At 52.3% G+C, this 17,420-nt stretch carries 18 protein-coding genes and 1 pseudogene; 12 read left to right on the top strand and 7 right to left on the bottom strand.

The genetic code is table 11. The features are described 5' to 3' along the window. Positions 1-293 precede the first annotated feature (293 nt). The 9 genes from PSH87_RS00955 (at position 294) to PSH87_RS00915 (ending at position 6,377) form a co-directional block, all read left to right on the top strand. The gene (locus tag PSH87_RS00955) at positions 294-542 is read left to right on the top strand and encodes a helix-turn-helix domain-containing protein (protein ID WP_083207084.1); all 249 of its coding nucleotides are present in this window, start codon (positions 294-296) and stop codon (positions 540-542) included. Positions 543-634: 92 nt separating this feature from the next. Next, positions 635-895: an AlpA family transcriptional regulator gene (locus PSH87_RS00950; RefSeq protein ID WP_305432135.1), complete on the top strand. Its 261-nt coding sequence runs from the start codon at positions 635-637 to the stop codon at positions 893-895. Continuing rightward, positions 892-1,197, top strand: coding sequence for a hypothetical protein (locus PSH87_RS00945; RefSeq protein ID WP_305432134.1), 306 nt, complete (start codon positions 892-894; stop codon positions 1,195-1,197). The genes PSH87_RS00950 and PSH87_RS00945 overlap by 4 nt, the downstream gene beginning before the upstream one ends. 47 nt (positions 1,198-1,244) lie before the next feature. After that, positions 1,245-1,730, top strand: a complete 486-nt coding sequence (locus PSH87_RS00940; protein WP_157806804.1) for a hypothetical protein — start codon at positions 1,245-1,247, stop codon at positions 1,728-1,730. Continuing rightward, positions 1,727-2,011, top strand: a complete 285-nt coding sequence (locus PSH87_RS00935; RefSeq protein WP_305432132.1) for a hypothetical protein — start codon at positions 1,727-1,729, stop codon at positions 2,009-2,011. The genes PSH87_RS00940 and PSH87_RS00935 overlap by 4 nt, the downstream gene beginning before the upstream one ends. Further along, entirely contained in the window at positions 2,008-2,280 is a 273-nt protein-coding gene (locus PSH87_RS00930; RefSeq protein ID WP_305432131.1) for a DUF3077 domain-containing protein, read from the top strand. The genes PSH87_RS00935 and PSH87_RS00930 overlap by 4 nt, the downstream gene beginning before the upstream one ends. Further along, on the top strand, positions 2,277-5,165 hold the full coding sequence (locus tag PSH87_RS00925; protein WP_305432129.1) for a DUF927 domain-containing protein: 2,889 nt from the start codon (positions 2,277-2,279) through the stop codon (positions 5,163-5,165). The genes PSH87_RS00930 and PSH87_RS00925 overlap by 4 nt, the downstream gene beginning before the upstream one ends. 98 nt (positions 5,166-5,263) lie before the next feature. Beyond that, the gene (locus PSH87_RS00920) at positions 5,264-6,106 is read left to right on the top strand and encodes a chromosome segregation protein SMC (RefSeq protein WP_305432127.1); all 843 of its coding nucleotides are present in this window, start codon (positions 5,264-5,266) and stop codon (positions 6,104-6,106) included. A 61-nt stretch (positions 6,107-6,167) separates the two neighbouring features. Next, positions 6,168-6,377 (top strand): hypothetical protein, encoded by a 210-nt coding sequence (locus tag PSH87_RS00915; RefSeq protein WP_305432126.1) that lies wholly within the window; start codon positions 6,168-6,170, stop codon positions 6,375-6,377. 215 nt (positions 6,378-6,592) lie between these two features. On the opposite strand, the gene PSH87_RS00910 is transcribed toward PSH87_RS00915, so the two are convergent. From PSH87_RS00910 to PSH87_RS00900, 3 genes are all read right to left on the bottom strand, one after another. Then, complete coding sequence (locus tag PSH87_RS00910) at positions 6,593-8,122, bottom strand: hypothetical protein (protein WP_305432124.1); 1,530 nt, start codon at positions 8,120-8,122, stop codon at positions 6,593-6,595. A gap of 491 nt (positions 8,123-8,613) precedes the next feature. After that, a complete protein-coding gene (locus tag PSH87_RS00905; RefSeq protein ID WP_305432122.1) occupies positions 8,614-9,963 on the bottom strand; it encodes a hypothetical protein in 1,350 nt (449 codons plus the stop codon). Positions 9,964-9,970: 7 nt separating this feature from the next. Beyond that, positions 9,971-10,486 carry a hypothetical protein gene (locus tag PSH87_RS00900; RefSeq protein ID WP_305432120.1) on the bottom strand — a complete coding sequence of 172 codons (516 nt, stop codon included), beginning with the start codon at positions 10,484-10,486 and terminating at the stop codon, positions 9,971-9,973. 571 nt (positions 10,487-11,057) lie between these two features. Between PSH87_RS00900 and PSH87_RS00895 the strand changes: the two are divergent. Then, a pseudogene (locus PSH87_RS00895) lies at positions 11,058-11,460 on the top strand (GNAT family N-acetyltransferase). Positions 11,461-11,552: 92 nt separating this feature from the next. Here PSH87_RS00895 and PSH87_RS00890 read toward each other — a convergent pair. Continuing rightward, complete coding sequence (locus PSH87_RS00890; RefSeq protein WP_305432119.1) at positions 11,553-12,296, bottom strand: hypothetical protein; 744 nt, start codon at positions 12,294-12,296, stop codon at positions 11,553-11,555. Positions 12,297-12,406: 110 nt separating this feature from the next. Beyond that, positions 12,407-13,369 carry a hypothetical protein gene (locus PSH87_RS00885; protein WP_305432118.1) on the bottom strand — a complete coding sequence of 321 codons (963 nt, stop codon included), beginning with the start codon at positions 13,367-13,369 and terminating at the stop codon, positions 12,407-12,409. Between the two features lie 1,035 nt (positions 13,370-14,404). On the opposite strand from PSH87_RS00885, the gene PSH87_RS00880 reads away from it, so the two are divergent. Both PSH87_RS00880 and PSH87_RS00875 read left to right on the top strand, forming a co-directional pair. After that, positions 14,405-15,196, top strand: a complete 792-nt coding sequence (locus PSH87_RS00880) for a hypothetical protein (RefSeq protein WP_305432117.1) — start codon at positions 14,405-14,407, stop codon at positions 15,194-15,196. Between the two features lie 294 nt (positions 15,197-15,490). After that, positions 15,491-16,180, top strand: a complete 690-nt coding sequence (locus PSH87_RS00875; protein WP_305432115.1) for a hypothetical protein — start codon at positions 15,491-15,493, stop codon at positions 16,178-16,180. A 70-nt stretch (positions 16,181-16,250) separates the two neighbouring features. Here PSH87_RS00875 and PSH87_RS00870 read toward each other — a convergent pair whose 3' ends face one another. Both PSH87_RS00870 and PSH87_RS00865 read right to left on the bottom strand, forming a co-directional pair. Further along, positions 16,251-16,844: a hypothetical protein gene (locus PSH87_RS00870; protein WP_305432114.1), complete on the bottom strand. Its 594-nt coding sequence runs from the start codon at positions 16,842-16,844 to the stop codon at positions 16,251-16,253. Next, the gene (locus PSH87_RS00865) at positions 16,841-17,413 is read right to left on the bottom strand and encodes an RNA polymerase sigma factor (protein WP_017739192.1); all 573 of its coding nucleotides are present in this window, start codon (positions 17,411-17,413) and stop codon (positions 16,841-16,843) included. Before PSH87_RS00865 ends, PSH87_RS00870 begins: the two co-directional genes overlap by 4 nt. Positions 17,414-17,420: the final 7 nt, after the last annotated feature.

Raw genomic sequence — 17,420 nt, 5'->3', positions numbered from 1 at the left:
CCCACGCTAAGGAGGGGCCGCTGTTATCGGACTACCAGAAGGGGCGCAGGGGACTACCGTTCGTCGGGACCTCACCGGGTTTCATTTCTCACTTTCCGATTTTCAACTGTATAGAAAACCAGTATGGCAAGGTAGGACAGCCCCGAAAAAAACTGAAACCTTGCTGCGATCTTGCTCAATTAAATTGTCTTATCCATAAAACCTGCTTCGAAAACTATAAAAATAAAACTTTTAAAAAATAGAAAATCGTTTACATAGCTGGGGCCTGTACGAACTACGACAGGAAACGCGCTATGCAGCCTCACGACACTTCAGACCACTCCACTACCTCTCTCACCCCTGCTTGTTTGCTCACTACCGACCAAGTCGCTAATGCACTAGGTCTGTCCAGCCGAACGCTTGCCGCCTGGCGAAGTTCTCGCAGCAACTCACTTCCCTATATCAAAACCGGGTCTCGGGTTCGTTATCGCTCCCAAGACGTGGTCGCGTGGCTTGAAACCCAACTGCGCTCACCTGCAAAAACCGCTGGAGACAGGACCTGATGAGCACCCCAAAGCAATCTGCAAAAGTTGTGGGGCTTGCCCCCTCCACTCCACGAGAAAGTCACCAAAAGGCCCCTAGCGGATCCGCATGCTTGCCGATCAGCGCGCATCATACGGAACTGGGACAGTTCGATCCGGCCGCCACGCTGATACGCATCAATCAAGTCATAGCCCTGACAGGTATCGCCCGCGCAACGGTTTACAAACTTATGAGCCAGCCAGATAGCGGCTTTCCGCAAGCCGTGAAGCTCACCGATAGCAATGCGCGTGGGGCTCCGGTCGCTTGGGTATTAGCCGAAATTTTGAATTGGACACGGGCGCGTATCGCGGCCCGCGACCGGGTGGCGGCATGACTAATCGTGTCGCTAACAAGGCCATTTTGCAGCCCTTTTCTGCACTCAGAAAAGTCGGTTTCTCGTCGCGGTGGATGCAACGTTTTGAGCGTCACAGAACGCAACAAAAACACCTGAATCGAGTAGTTCTAGTCATGCGATGGGCTGACGGCACCTGGTGCGCACTGTCAGTACCCAACGAAGCCCCGCGTGCAGTGATCGTAGATGAAGGGCAACAAATCGACGCTTACGAAGATGCACGATCTTGCCTCGACGGCGACTTCCTCCCACTGCTCTCCCTGCGCTGGGAAGCCAATGCCTGAAACGAAAACGCCTCCGGCGGCAACCGGAGGCGTTGAGGTAAATCTGCATGCCTGAGCAATTTATTCTTCACCGAAAAAATCCGCAAGTGATCCGCACGGTTGCGCTTTCAAAAAACGGACGTTACTCTCCGGTAGTCGCTGCAAATTCAGCGAACGGGCTTGGTAACCCGACGAAATCAAGGCGCAACAGCGCCCCCATTACGATTGCAGGCGCTTTTTTTGTGCCCGCAGTTACGTGTTATGGCGGCTGTGCGTGGGAGGCATTCGTGCCTGCCGGGTTCCTTGATTCCCGGTTTACCAACCTGCGCACAGCTGCCACCCATTCGCTTGGTAACGAACGTGGCAGCTCCTCAAATCAAGGAGCTACACAGATGAAACACGCCCTCAATCCGTCCAAAATTCGCGCCGCTGCTCATCGAGCAATGGCTCTCTCCGCTTTACATGCCAACTCCAGCCTCGCTACACGCCTCTCCCGTTATAACGTCCATATGTCCAAAGCGCGAGCTCTGGAAGCCGCTGGGGGTGCCCAATGAGCATGCTCCCAGGCTTTGCACTACCCGAGGATCTCCTCTGCGTCAGCCAAGACGCCGAAGCCGGTCTGCCTATCGACGCCATCACCTGTGCGCTCGACCGTGCCGATTCAGTTCTCATGCTGTTGGAAGATCACTTAGACGGCGATAAACCCCTGCTTTCCAACCGCGTGCTGTCGTCAGTTATTTGGGACGTACGCGGCACCTTAGGCTTGATCAAAACACTCACCATGTACGGTGATGCCTCCTCTGTGCCAATGAGCCAGAAAGGCGGTGCGCTGTGACCCACTCAAGCACGCTTGGACGGTCCGAGTTTTCCCCTGCCAACGGTAACGGCCAAAACCTGTTTCCGGTGAATGCTGGTATCCCGCTAGAGGACGCACTTGAAGCCGTCTCCCAGACTCTGCACCACGCCAATCAACTGATCCTCGACGCCGCCATCAGCGATGCGGGCGAGCGTTTTAGTTGGCCTGCGTTCTACCTCGGCGAGATGGCTAAGGCGCTGATCGACGACGTGAACGAGGCGTTGCTTGAGTCGAGGATCGCACCATGACTCAGCGCACCGGCAACACCTCAAAACGCCCCAGCTTTGCCGACGTAAAAAGCACTGCCCTGAAGAACATCGACCGCGTCCTTACTCATTGGCTGCCAAATGGCAAACGCGTCGACGGCGGCAAGGAATACACCGCACCAAACCCCACGCGCACGGACAAACGTGCAGGCTCGCTCAAGGTCAATTTGAGCAAAGGCACCTGGGCGGATTTTGCCACCGGCGATAAGGGCGGCGACCTGATCGACCTAGTGCGCTACATCGACGGCGGCACGGACGTTGAGGCCTGCAAAAAGCTTGCGGATCTGCTCAGTGTTTCCGCAGGTTCTGCGACTACCAAAAGCGCACCGGCCAAGAGCGCAACGCCGGAGTGGATCGCAATTCAGCCGATCCCGGCCGAGGCCATGAACAAGTGCCCAGCCAGACACCGGCAACACGGTGTTCCGTCAAAGGTGTGGATCTATCGCGATGCACAGGGCCAACCGGTCATGGCGCAGTATCGCTTCGACCTGGGCCCAGATGAAGACGGCAAACCGCGAAAGGTCTTTGCGCCGTTGACCTGGTGCAAGCGCTCCGATGGACAAACCACGCAATGGCGCTGGCAAGGATTGCCTGAGCCTCGGCCATTGCTGCGCCTGGATGACCTGGCACAGCGTGTCGATGCGACTGTGGTGCTGTGTGAAGGCGAAAAGGCTGCTGACGCCGCCGCTGAACTGATGCCCGACCACGTAGCCACGTGCTGGCCGAACGGCTCCAACTCCTGGCACAAAGCCAACCTGACACCACTCAAAGGGCGCGCTGTGGTGCTGTGGCCGGATAACGATGCTAGCGGCACAGCGTGCATGGACGCCATCGAGCTCAAGCTGATTGAGCTGGGCGCCGCTTCAGTGCAACGAATCTCGCTCGACGTGTTTAAGCTCAAGCCAAGCAGCAAAGGCAGCAAACCGACGCTCATCAAGGGTGGAAAATGGGCGGATGGCGATGATGCAGCGGATGCATTAGCCAAAGGCTGGACCGCAGACCACGTCGCCGAGCTGGTGCGCAGCGGCGAGTTTTTCGGCGGTGCCACTGAGCCCACTGAGCCTCAAGAACAGAAGGCCAAAGCGCCCGCCAAACGCCCTGCCAAATCGAAAACCGACCTGTTGCCAGGCGGCTTTCGCCTGACGCCTGAAGGGGTCTTTTATTCCGGCGATGATGGCGAGGCGCGCCCCGTGTGCTCGCCTCTGGAAATCATCGCCCGCACTCGTGACGACAAGGGCCACAACTGGGGTTTGTTGGTTGAGTTCGATGACCCGGACGGCGCCAAAAAACGTTGGAACATTCCTGCTCGGACGATGACCGGCGACTTCGGCAAGGACGTACTCGGCCCGCTGGTAGACATGGGCCTGCGCCTTGCAGGAAGTCGATCAGGACGCAATGCCCGCAACGACCTGCAGAGTTACCTCGGAGGCTTCGACAGTGCCCAGCGCGCACGCTTGGTAACGCGCCTGGGGTGGCACGACAACGCTTTCCTTTTGCCGGAACAGCAAATCGGTTCGCACGCCGAACACCTGCATTTTTATGAAGCCGGTGCGCAGCTTCCACCAATCAGCGAAGCGGGCTCTCTGGAGCAATGGCAGCAGCAAATCGCGGCACTGTGCGTTGGCAACCACCGCTTGGCATTTGTCGTCTCTGTGGCTTTTGCAGGACCTCTGCTCAACCTACTCGGGCATGAGTCGGGCGGCTTCCATCTCTACGGCGACAGCTCCGGGGGCAAGACCACTCACCTGCAAGTCGCTGCATCGGTTTATGGCGGGCCGCGTCTAGTGCGCTCATGGCGCTCGACAGATAACGCCCTGGAGTCCATCGCAGCCGCCCATTCAGACGGGCTCCTGGTGCTGGATGAAATTGGCATGTGTGACCCACGCATCATTGGCGAGACGGTTTACATGCTCGGTAACGGCACCGGTAAGGCCCGGGCGAATGATCGAGGACAAGCGGGCCGACAGGTGCAGGAGTGGCGCTTGCTATTCCTCTCGACCGGCGAGAAGACGTTGGCGCAGCACATGGCAGATGCCAACAAGGAGCTGAAAGCCGGTATGGAGGTGCGCATGCTCGCCGTGCCTGCGGATGCCAGCAAAGGCCTCGGCATGTTCGATGTGCTGAACGGTTTTGAGGATGCGGCCGCCCTCTCCGATGCGCTCAAGGCCCGTGTCGCCAAATACTACGGAACCCCCCTCACCGCCTTCCTGCACTCTCTGTGCGCGCCTGGCGAAATGCTCAGATGGACGGTGATCATTCGCCGCACGGTGGAACAGTTCATCACTCAAAACCTACCCGCATCGGCCAGTGGGCAAGCCCAACGTGCCGCCCTTCGCTTTGGCCTTGCGGCAGCGGCCGGAGAGTTGGCCACCGCCTTCGGCGTCACAGGTTGGCCTGATGGTACAGCCACGACTGCTGCACGGGTTTGCCTGCATGCGTGGCTGGCCGAACGTGGCGGCGCCGGTAACTTTGAGGGGGATGCGATTGTGGCGCGGCTGCGCCAGGTCATCGAGCGCTTTGGAGAAAGCCGCTTCACCCGTTGGGAATCTGCCGCCGCCAAGATCGATGAACACGGCCCACGCACGATTGATCGGTTGGGCTTTCGCAAGACCCTGGAACACGGCATGGGCGATGCCCTGCACACCACCAACACCTACTACGTGCTGCCTGAAGCCTGGAGGGCCGAGATTTTTAAGGGCATGAACATCAGTGCGGTGAACAAGGAGTTGCTGCAACGGGGCGTGCTTGAGCCGGGAAGTGACGGCAAGGCGTACAGCTTGATCCGCCTGCCCGGATTAGGGCCTCAACGCTGCTATGTGGTGAAGACGGTTCCAGGAACGGACGAAGGCGAGGCCAAGGCCGCCTGACGGCAAGTCTGCTGATCGAGGTAGCGCCGGCTCATTACCGGCCTTGCCAGCCATTCGACAACCATCCCTATTAACCGCAGTACCCAGAGACAATACAGATGAACACTATCCAAGAATTGAAAGACCGCCGCGACCAACTGACCCTCGAAGTGGAGAGCATTCAGGGTGACCTGGCTCCCTTCGAAGAGGCGCTGGAAAGCCCGGAGGTTATCCAGCAGGGCCGTCAACGAGCCGTGCAGGATGAAATCAACGATCACAAAAGACGCATCGACTCGCGAAATCTGGAGATCAGCAACCTGAATCAAAAGATTCTTCGCCTTGAGAGATTGGCAAACCGTGAGAGCTTGGCTGCGGGATACCTCAGCGATATGGCGAACTGGAAAGCCGACGAGATGGAACTCAACGAAAAGCGCAGCAGCATCGAGACCCGGTTGCAGCAGGTCCGCCAGAGCGATCAGGAAGACATGGCAAAAGCTCGACAAGCTGAAACGGAAGCGGCCACCGCTTATGCACAGGCTGTCGCCTGGGGCGATGTAGAGGGCGAAAAAGCGGCTAACGCAGAAGCTCAAAAGGCAGCAAAAAACCTCACGGCGGCAGTTGAGCATCACCGCCGCCAACAACTGCTCATCACTGCACTGGAGCAGGAGCTGGTGACGATTGATCTGCATATCACAGAGGCACAAAAGGAACGCGCCAAGATCGAGAACAAAGCGGCTCACCTGGCGAACACTGTGCTGGAAGAACAATGGAACGAGGCCGCGAAAGCACTGCTGGAGACCGGCGGCAAGCTGTGGGCTGCACGACAACTGATTAGTCGAGACCCGATTGCACTGATGAAGCTGGAGATCCCTGAACAGGGCGAGCACTTCGGAAGCTGGACCTGGCGAGAGCTCGTGGATCGCTCACATCAGCACAGCCTGCTTGACCTACTGCCGGCGTAACCTAAACCTCCCCTAAGCAACCAGCAAAGGCGGTTGCTTTGGGCCAACCATCGGTCTAACCATGAATAAACCACCACAGAACAGTGCTCAGATGCCTGATGACCTAAAGGCCCGAAAGCTGCATTTGAACGGGATAATTGTCGGAATGGCTGGAGTGAAAAAGCTCAACGCAAGAGAAAATAAGAACACCAAAGTTGAGACGCTCACGATTGATGCAATCAAGGCAGAGCTTGATTTTATTGACCTCCAGCTCAAAAGAAAAAGCGGTTAATGAGAGCACCGCTGAAGGCGGGAGAATAACGATGTCGCGAGTAGCTAAATCAGGAAACTAATGGTTAGCGCGAAAACTTGGGCGCTCGAAACTCTAAAAACGAATGAGGCAGTGTCGGCCCTTTACCGGTTCGACCTGCCCCCAGGATGTCGCTCCAACTAGTTATATAGGGCAGCGGATGTGCCGACCGCATCCAGATACTGACCATATGTATATTAACTAGGTCGGGCTGTGGCCAGCACGCCAAGCATAGACTTACCCGCGTGGCGCTTCTCAACGACTTCACCTATTTTTTCCTTACCAAAACCGATTAGTGCACCACTAGCTGCTCCTGCCAGTGCAACTGCGGGAACACCTACTGCAAGGAGTGGTGAGAGCAAGGGAAGCATGACTGCTGATGCTACCAGGCCCGCGCCTATGACGCCGCCTGTAAGGACTGCGGCTTTCTTCGGTGCATATCTTAATTCAATATCATTAAGACTCTTGCGTTGACGCTGTACTAGCGAAGCGAGGCCGTGGCTAACCTCTTTGATCATTTCATTCGTATCAATGGGTCCTGCGGACGCTAGTTGGCTTGTGTATTTGTTGAGTTCCTCTCGAAGCCACCGATGTTCGTTGTTCGAAATTAGCTGGACAAGAGTTGTTACGGGGATATTAGCCAGCCAAGATAGGCTGTTATCCTGGACTGCATGGAGCGTCTGAAATGCTTGATCAGAAATCACATTTTGTGAACGAAGATCTGTTGCATTTGCTTGGGCGATTTTTTCAAAATAGTGCCAGTGAACACGTTGCGAAAGTAGCGCTTGCGCCCCAAGCTCGTTCGAGTTTTCAAATAAATGGTATTGGGGTCGTAATCGCTCCAGAACGCCATTGAGAAGCAGAGGGCCGATGGGCATGTGTTTCATTTGATCCAGAACATGGGGTGAGCGTACTCCCTCGAGCTCTTTGAGGTACTGGCTCGCTGCTTCGCTGGCGCTAAGTGAAATGCCCGGCTCCCCTCCTGGAGGAATAAACAATCCTGATGGCATAAGCGCCTCAAGAAATGCTGTTTCTTGTTTAGTTGAATACTCGAAGAGTTCCTCCAACGAATGAATCTGTCCTCGGCAAATTGGAGAAATCAGTCGAATCGACAACTCTTCAAGACCTAACTTAGTATGTGCATCGTTTTGTTCCAAGGGTTCCTCAAAACTGGGAAAAATAAAAACAGCTGGCACCGGAAATCTTGCATCCACTAACGGGCGTAACTGCAGAATATGAAAGAGCTGAATCGCAAGTTGTAAAGGCGCAGCATTTAGCTTTAAATCTGAGCTTATGAATGGATATACAGGATCTGGTATTAGTTGTGTATCTGCATAAAGACCGGTTATGCGAACGGCGTTGAGTGCGGATGGACCAAATAACCGTTGCCCCCCCGTAACCAATCTCATCCCACCAAAACTTTTTGCTCGCTGGTAAATATTTATGGAGTGGTGATTATAAAACTCACCTAACTCTCCTGTTGCTTGGTTTACGGTTTTAGCGAACAGGTCTGGCTGATGTTCAATGCGCCACATCATCCGCTCCTTGATCTCTCCCAGACCTACGACAAGCTCGATCGCACGACCTGTCAATGCAGCAAATAGTGCGCTGAATAAGGCAAACAGTTCAACTTGAACTTCGTTCATGCTAGTTAGTAGCTGATCATCATTCTCCTTCAACTGTTTTTCTACTTGTATCGACAGCGCTGCGCCAAAACTGGTAGCCATCAATATTGCCTCTCTGGACATACCTTGCGTATCTACCAATCCAATCGCCGTCAGAGAGGTGCAGCTAATAGCTCATCTGCATGGGATTGTAATGATGGTGGGAACCTCAGTTTCCCCTCTCTCATTGCCTTCCAGGCATTAAGAAGTCGCTGCGCAGCTCTGGATTCGTCAAAACCATCAGAGTTTTTTTCAAATGACATTTTCGTCTCTTTAAATCGCAATTAAGATGAGTATTAGTAGTTTGAATAATCGAAAGCAAGCGGATAGCTTCAGGCGTCAGCATCCAGTAAGCCTCAGCATTGGCGACAATTCAAACCAGAGCCTTTACCTTCCCATATAAATCATAAAGGTGAAGCGCTGACATATCCAAAATCGGCTCGTACATGAACGAGTTCAAATGGATATTTTCCGGCGTCATCAGATTGACCTGAGATAGCACCATTATTTGGTCGCTAGCGACGGAAAATTTAGACGCAAACCTACTATACAACTCAAATGTCTGGTTGCTGCTGATGGCATCGACAAAATACCGAGTCGTTAATTTTAGCGATCATAAACTCTTCAGCTTTGAGACGAATACCAATTGATAAAATAACTTTTGACTCTAACTCGACATCGTCATCAGCTCTAGCCGCTAAGGCATCCGCCTCATCATAAATAAGCTGCAACGCAGATCCTGCTGAATTTTTTAGAGATAGATTTGGCTGATCAAGCAATGTGGCTTTAAAGGAAACCTCTAAGTCTTTTATAGTTAATGTTTTGCTATCGGATTTAATATGCAACAGTGATGTCAGCATCAAAAAAATCGGGCTACCAGCACCATGACAGTATTCGGCTAGATTTCGTACAAACGGGATGCTTGCCACTAAATAGGCTGAGTTTTTTTCTAAGCCATTCTTCCATGTTGTGAATGGGTTCTTTTGATACTTTTCTTGTACGAAACTCAAAGCGCCCTGATTTTTCTTAGCAAATAACTTTCGACTCCTAGCAATTTGCAGGCGACTACAAACTGTGCGATGAAAATCGAAATTGTGCGTCAAGAAAACCAGCCTAAAAAATGGCACTTTGGATATTTCGTTGAAGTACTCAATAATTGCGTATTTATTTTTATAGTCAAATGAATCAGCTATATCGTCAACTATCAGCAAAGTTTGCTGATTCGATTCGCGTCGGGCCTGAATTTCAAACAGTACGTTGAGTATGTACAGAGCACGCTTTTCACCCTGACTGAGAACTTGAAGAAGCTTATCCTCCTCAACTCCACATGTGCCCTGCCCATCCTGGAACTCAAATACAATCTTCGGAGTTTCCCCCTTCAGAATAACATCTTGCTGATTTTGCACTACCAGCTTGAAAGGCACATAGAACCTTTCATTGAACTGGGTTACCACCGCAGTCCACTTAGTCTTTTCCTCCATCGCTTGACGCGCCGTCTCGGCTATTACATCCTTTGCTGATGCATAGGCCTCAGCAAATGAACCCAGCGGTATTTGGGCGACATTGAAATAAGAATTCCACAGTTTCTTCCTGAACCCATTGAAATCACCGAGTTCAGCTAAAATTTCCGGGTGCGCAGCAAGGTATTCACGGAATTTTTTAAGCTCTGCGTTTTTTTGAAGCTGTTTGTCAACGGCTTCAAATTTTTCTGACAATTCCTTATTCCCTAGGATGCGCTGTTTTTCTGCAACAATAAGCGCCTCCAGGTCTTTGGCTGAGCTTACCTCTAGTCTTTCACCGCCATTCGAAATATTCAGCGTATGGTTGGCATCAAAGAACCCATTACTCTGTAGGCTTTTAGATACGTCAGCAGCGCCAGTGTGGTTAAATTTCTTGCTCAGCAATGGAGAATTATCCACTAGCTCTTGATATTTTTGAAATGTAATCTTTAAGTTGTTCGTGCAACGTACCAGCTTTGAATGCTGCAATTGTCTTATCGTTAAATATTTCGGTATATGACAACCCAGAAAACCGAGTATCACCATCCAAGCCATGCGCTAGCTCTGCAAAGAAATCATATGGACTCTTGAACTGGAACACCTCTTTAATTTCAGAAGCAGGTGATGTTTTTCCTGGCCAGCCTGAAATCTCCTTTAACGCCTTAATCAGACTTTCCTGAGTTGATTCAATATTCCGAACCGCCTCTTCATATTCGCCCCTCAACTTCGGATTTACTAGAAGCGTTGAGGTACCACCACCCGCATAGCGTTCAACATATGGCCTGATGACAAAGAGGGATTCAGGAGTAATCGGTGTGGCTGGGTCGGAAGTGATTGATCTGCTGGTTTGACGCGCAGGGAATATCAAATCCTGGCTGTCTCGCCCCTCCTGAAAATCCAGAAATGTTCGAGCCAGCGACGTCTTCATGAAAACCGTTTGGTGCGTAAATGGAGAAGGCAGAGCCAAACGGGATTTCCGGGCTGCCTTTTTGTTTCGGACTGCCCCTGAAGGTAAGTACTGCGTCAAGCTGTTGTATGCCGTAGCAATTCTCTAGCTTTATGCCTAAGACGTCCATATCCAGCTCTCCAGTTAAGGTACTGCTAGACGTAGACACTATCGTTTTGCCAGTATCCTGTCTATTCGTCACCGGCTGAGTCTCGCCAGAGGTGCCAGGACGCTACAAGAGGCGCCGCATGATTGGACTTTGGTCGTGCACGGCTAGCCGACAAATGCTACGTCTGCATCGTGAAGCACCATCGCCAAGCTGTGCTTACGTCTCGACTGGACGTTGGTGCACTAATCATCACGACCACCTCCACTGAGCAAGAGCAAGAGTGAGATTACCGAAATGCTGGATCAGCTCACTGAATAGCTTCCGATTTCTAGCACCATCTAAACGACCGCTTCTCGTCGGTAGCTGCCACTAGCATCGCTCACAGCATGCGCCCGATGCATCCTCGATCAGCCAAAAGGATTCCCACCGAATCAGGGACGATGAATGAAACCAATTGAAATTCAAAAAATTACGCATCTACCGGCGGAAGTTCTTACTCTGGAGAGAGAGGCAGTTGCAGAAGGTTTCAGATTTCTCACGCGTCCGGTGAATGTCTCATGGCAGCGTATTCGAACCCGCAAGTGATAGGAATCGGAGGGCTATCAGTTGATCCCTATAATAAGTCCAATACCGTCAGGCTACGGCGAGTGTACGTGGCACGTGCGGCAAGGAATCAACATGTCGGTCAGGCGCTGGTAAAAGCGTTGGTTGCACACGCCGCTCATCACTTTCAGAAGGCGCGTCTTTCCACCGATACTTCTGAAGGCGACGCGTCTACCTGCGCTGCGGCTTCATGGGAACAAAAGATGTCCATGCCACCCACAGCATGGAGTTAGTCAACACCTGACCAGACAGCTTTCGGCCAAAAGCGAAGTTCACCGAAAGTATTTTTTCGGGCCAGCTATGCTCACATAGTGAGACCAAATACGAGGGTACTCGCTAGCGCTTGTGCTCGAATCTACCGAGCCTCAATGTTTTTACTGTATCAAATTTGGAGATCGACAATATCAGTTTTTCTGGCTCCAAGAAAAAAAAGAAATCACCAGCATGGCCAATGAAGCGGGTACTTTTAAGAGGGTTCGCATCAGGCGTTATAGTAATATTATCAACTACATAGTCGAATGCTTTCCCGTTCAGGACGGCAGCCGCTCTTAATTGACCAGTACCGAAAGCAATAAAAGGAAGAGCCGCAAGCAAGAACAAGCATAAAGTACGAGGTCCGTCTGCTGGAATTTGACGTGCTAGAACATTATTGGCGCTCGCATATAAGGCGATAGGAGCTCCGAGCAGAACTGGCAATGCCCCCAGCCACTTCTCAACAGGCCCATAAATCATCAACATCAAAGTCCCGGCAATATAGAGAAAAATCAATAACCGTTTATGCCTGATTATAAACCGTGCAGGAGGACTGTTTCTGCCTTCGCCAGGCGGAAGTTCTGGCCCCACACCTACCAATTGCCCCATCATTACTCCAAGTACTAGAAAAATAAAAGTCGAAGCGATGGGATATATTGTTGACTTCACTATATCTGTGAGATTCACATATTCTAAAATATTAACACCGAATGGGGACCAATATCCCCATAGATAAAGAGCCCCCGCCCCCACAGAATATAGAGACAGGAAATAAATGTAGACACCTGGCGACTCTCTTAACTGCTCTTGAAACAATTTATCACTCATGATATTCCTTATTTGATTGTTTTGGGAGTAGTAAGCTTTGCGCACCATGCAATAGTAGCTAATTCCCCGTCCGGCGGCGCAGATCAACTTAGCGGCCAAACAAGTATTAATTACTCGGAGACCGAAAAGACCTTCATAAGTTTGGCTTTGAGATTTTTGTCGCAGATCTGATACATGTCTACTGCCCTTATCAAAGCATCCACCTGTTGTTCGCTGTGCTTGGGATAAGAAAGCACCGACTCAATTTGAGAGCGTGAGAGAAACTTTGCCAAGTATTGATAAGGATTTGTGTTGTTCTTTGCATGCGAAAGGAGCATGTTCCATTTTTGATACTGCCGAAGGCCCTCATGAATTTTTGTATACTCAAAATATTGTTGCAGAGACAGAGCGTTTTGTTCAATTACAACGCCTTTGTGCCATGAGTAATATGCCTGTGCTTGTTTTTTGTATGTTGTGAGAGTTTCGTATACGTCAACACTGCCATTTAAAGCCTGGATGTAGCATTTCGAGTTAGCAGTCCATTTTCTCCATGCAAATAAATCTTCCTTGGTTATTTGAAAGTGCACCGTACGCGTACCATTTTTCATATTGTAGTTTATTGACCAATTGGCTTCGGCAATGCGCCAATGAGTACTGAAGTTACGCAAGTCCTGTAAGAAATCGTGCAATCCAGGCGTAGTGAAAAATTCAGCTCTTTTTACCCCTACCCCATTTGTATCGTGTCTTTTGTCAAAGTTTCTCGCAACCTCCACTAATGTCATAAGCGAGGAAGTGCAGTAGTAAAGTTTTCGCTTGACCTCTCTTGTATAGTGTTCTGCCGTTTTTTCATTTCTTTCATTCCAGAATTCTGGATCCTTGCTTCGCTCGCCAAAGATACAAATCTCATCAATGAGCTCGGAAATGCTTGTATAGAAAATCCATACCGTATCATCCAGCCCTTTCAAGTCATTCCAGATTTTTCCGCCGGGAGTTCTTTCAATTGATGGCTTAACTTCCGTAAATTTGTGTGTCATTGCCGCCATAATCTGCTTCCGATTCCACGGATGCGGAATAGAGTCTAAATAGCCACTCATATGAACCTCCATAATGAACTTTTGTTTACTCTTTATCCGTCTTTTCAGTTCCAGAAAACGGCGTAACGCGCCTTCATCGTAGCGCCTTCTCGGTCGTAGACAAGATCAGCTGAGAGCACTTTAATTGTCCCTTATATCCTTGACGCATGCGACCGGCTCCTTTTGGCCGAAACTCGCCGATCCCGAACGTCTGCTTTTGGTCGATTAGTGCCGTTCGCGATTGGCAACTTTTGGCCAGTAACAGCCCTTCTGAACGAAAGCCATAGTTCGACGACACCCGCCGTAACCATCACAACCAGATCCTCCTAAGGCTTTCATTTATGTAACACCTGTTTGCCATGTAACACGCACATCGGCGAACCAGTCACAGCTGTGTAACGCTAATAAAATCTAATAAAATCAGATAGTTATATGGCTACGTAACAAGCGTAACACTCGTAACACGGGTTTATTAAGGTAGCCCCCTGCCCCGTTAGTATTGCTCCTTCAGCGAAGCGGATGGTCATGCTCTCGGCTTTGGTTCGATGGTGGGGGCCCTCAAGCATTCTTCTACGTGCGGGGCATAGAACCCGCGTTATCGTGTCAGCGGAAAGGTGCCCAGCTTAGTGAACAGGTGAACTGCTGTTCACCAGTGCATTTGCCCTATGAATCGTAAAGCCGCTGGGGACCCTGGGCATTTCGGATAGACACGGGGCATAGAACCCGCGCGTTCGTGTTAGCGGCTGGATTTTTTAAGTCGGTTGACAGGTTGACGTGGTTGACAGCCATCACCCTGGTTGACGCCATGCAGGTGTTCACTATCAGCAACAGACAAAGCCACCTTTACCGAAGCTGTAAGGATGGTCCTTTTTCTTCAAGATCCTTTCAATTTCAACGATTGAAATTTCAGTAACTTCCACCACCTCCCACTAACTCGATCCCGCGGGTTTCATGCCCCGTACCAGAGCTAAAACCTCAGGGTCCCCAGCGACTTCTAGCATCACAGCACCGCTTTAGTTATCGTCTCGGCCCTCCATAGGTTCAAGGATGAGAGACATGTTCTGGAAACGCGATAGAACGGTTCGGGTAGAACTCACCACCCCGATCAACATAGTGCAGCCGCTAGCGGGACCATCTCCCCTCGACAAGGTCAGCACCATGCCTGTTCAGGCGAAAAGGATCGATGCCGATCTGGTGTTTAAATTCGGGACGCTCCTAATCGTGGTGTCGCAGGCAATTCTGATCGTCTGGGGTTATCTAGAGCTTGCGGCGTACTACGAGCAATTTGGTATAGGAACAAGCGAGCTTGAGCTTGGCACTCCTACGCTGCTGGTGTATGGCTACAGCTACACGTTCTCCGAGCTAATGGATACTGTAGATAAGGTGCCCGTGCTCGGTGCTTACATCCCAGGGGCAGTATTTATTTGCTTGGGGGCGGCTGTCACATTTCTCTTTTTTGCGATGCACGACGCCAGATCGTTTGGGGGCATGGTCCAGAGAAGCGTGCTGGTAGGAGTCGTGCTTATGATGATATTTATCGCTCCGACGGTAGCCGTTCGGAACGGCATCGAACGAGCAGAAAAAACTTACGAAGCGGAAACCGGGGTGCAAGCAAGCTACGGACTATCAAGAGAACACACCATTGTCACAGAGCAGAAAGAGACGCTTACCGGTCGGCTGATCGTGGCCGATACGAAATCGACCTATCTCCAAATCAAAGATACTGTCTACAAAATCGACAATGCCTCAAACCGCGTGGTGAGAAAAACGTTGCTCAAGCCTGAACTTAAAACACCTTCTAAAAAGTCCAATGGGGATGCTGGTCCGAGCGCCCCCAAACCCGCCTAGGAAACGGCCTCCTGTATGCCTACGTGTATGCCTAACCGAATCATACCCAACGAGGCCCAGTAGATACGGTACTTTTCCTACTCAGTTCAAACGACGCCGGGGCACCATACACAGATGAAAAAGCCCCAGGTCGAAAGGCCTGGGGCTTTTTTGTGGTCGCTGGGAACCAGATCTTTGACGGTTTACACAGATAGAGACTGCCAGCTCTCCCTGGCAGGTCTTCTTCCAACTCCCAGCGGATAAATGCCTATGTTGTCACTTAACAATCAGCCCCACTCCGTAGTGCCAGGCACTATGACTTCACCCACAGAGTCCACCAAGACCAGCGCCGCCGCCCAAACCAAAAGCCATGCTGGGTTCGGTCAGGACCCCCTTCACCCGCAGATGCAACAAGAAATTCTCAGTTTTCTGCAAAGCATGAAGCCACCACCCAGTCTCGACGCGATGCGAGACCAGGTGCCGGCTGACGAGTGGAAAAGCCTTGAGGGCGTAGCAACCCGTGAGCTGAACGCGATGCTCAATACGCCGATGGGCAAGGAAATGTCGCACGCTCTCCAGACCAAGTTCGGCGGCTCGACGTTCAACGCTTTGACGTGGGGGATGGCGGGGCTCGCCAGCCAGATGGTCGATTCGATTCCGGACAGTAACAACTATTCCATAAGAGGCTTTGACTGGGGCGCGGGAGACAGCAGTGCAGCCAACACTTTCGAACATCTACAAGCGTTCTTGGTCAAGCAAGGACAAACAACGCCTGAAATGGCGGGCACCGTTGCCTATCTGCAGCTATGGAAGTACTCGCCGGCGTCTCTCCTGAGGAATATCCCGGACTATGTGGATATGTCCAGCCTGGAGTGGGAGAAGGTATCAAACAAAGTGGACACGCTCATGTTGGAACATCCGTTGAAGACCCTGGGCATGACCTATAGCGACATACTCGACCTGATAGACCCCACCCGAGTCGAAAAAAGGGTGGCCGAGTTCTAAGCCAGACTCGCGCCCGCCAGCGTCGAGTGACTGGCGGGCCACAAATTGATGCAGGCGCGATGTTGCGCACTCAAGGTTTTTTCAGCGCGTCCAACCGCGCAGGCAAGTCTTCTGCGCGAAAACGCTCATGCAATAGCAGTAGCTTTTCATCCGCCTCCTTGGTCTGTCCTGCCTCACGCAGTCGCACAATCTCCCGCAACCCCTCCTCCAATGAAGGCAACACCACCGGCGCACGCTTGCTGAGTTTGGCGGTGGACTCATCTGCCATCGAGCCCATGACCTGCACACTCTCGTCCTTGGACGCAGCAGCCATACGAGCCACCGGCGCGGGGGCGGACATCATGGGCGGCGGCGGGCTGGCGGCTTCTTCGTGGAGCGCGGAGAAGGTCGCGCTGGATATTTCCGGCTGTGGCACGGGCGAGCGCGTGACCACGCCAACCATCAGCGCCAAGCCTGCGACGGTGGCGAACGCCATTTGCCAGCGCGGCCGTTGGCAGGCTTGCAGCCAGCGTTGCCACAGGTTCGGTTGCGGCACCGGGGCTTCGCGGCGGGCGGTGGCGAGGATGAACGCGTCGAGGGACGCAGGTGGCTCACCCGTGCTGTGTTGACGGAAGTGCTGGAGCAGCACGTCGTCGGAATCTGGCGTGTGTCGGGAGTCGGTCATGCGGGTATCTCCTCGGCCAGCAGGCGGCGCAGTTTCTGCTGGGCGTAGCGCAGGCGGCTTTTTACGGTTTCCAGCGGGGCGCCCGTGAGGGTGGCGATTTGCGGCACTTCAAGGTCGCCGTGCAGGCGTAGCAGGAAGACTTCGCGCTGGTCTTCTGGCAGGTCTAGCAGGGCAGCGTCGAGCCGTGCCTGGTCGCGGCTCAGGCTCAACTGCTGCTCGGGGCCGGCGCGGTCGTCGGCCTGGGCGTGCAATTGCTCGTCGTAGCTGTCGTGCAGCGGGTTGTGGATGCCGTGCTTGCGCCAGTGGTCGATCAGGCGGTTGCGGGCAATCTGGAACAACCACGTACGAAAACTCGCCCGGCCCTGTGGCTGGGTGGTGCTACGGATCAGGCTGAGCCAGGTGTCCTGGAATATTTCCTCGGCCAGTTCGGTTTTGTTGCTCAGGGACACCAGGAATCGGTACAAGCCTTGGCGGTGCCGCGCGTACAGGGCCTCGAACGCGGCACCGTCCCCGGTTCGATAGCGGGCCAGCAGCGATTCGTCGCTGGGTGCGTCTTCTGGAACGGCCATGTCGATG

The sequence above is a fragment of the Pseudomonas sp. FP453 genome, assembly GCF_030687495.1.
GTDB lineage: Bacteria > Pseudomonadota > Gammaproteobacteria > Pseudomonadales > Pseudomonadaceae > Aquipseudomonas.
This window is presented reverse-complemented; position numbering and strand designations above follow the sequence as displayed.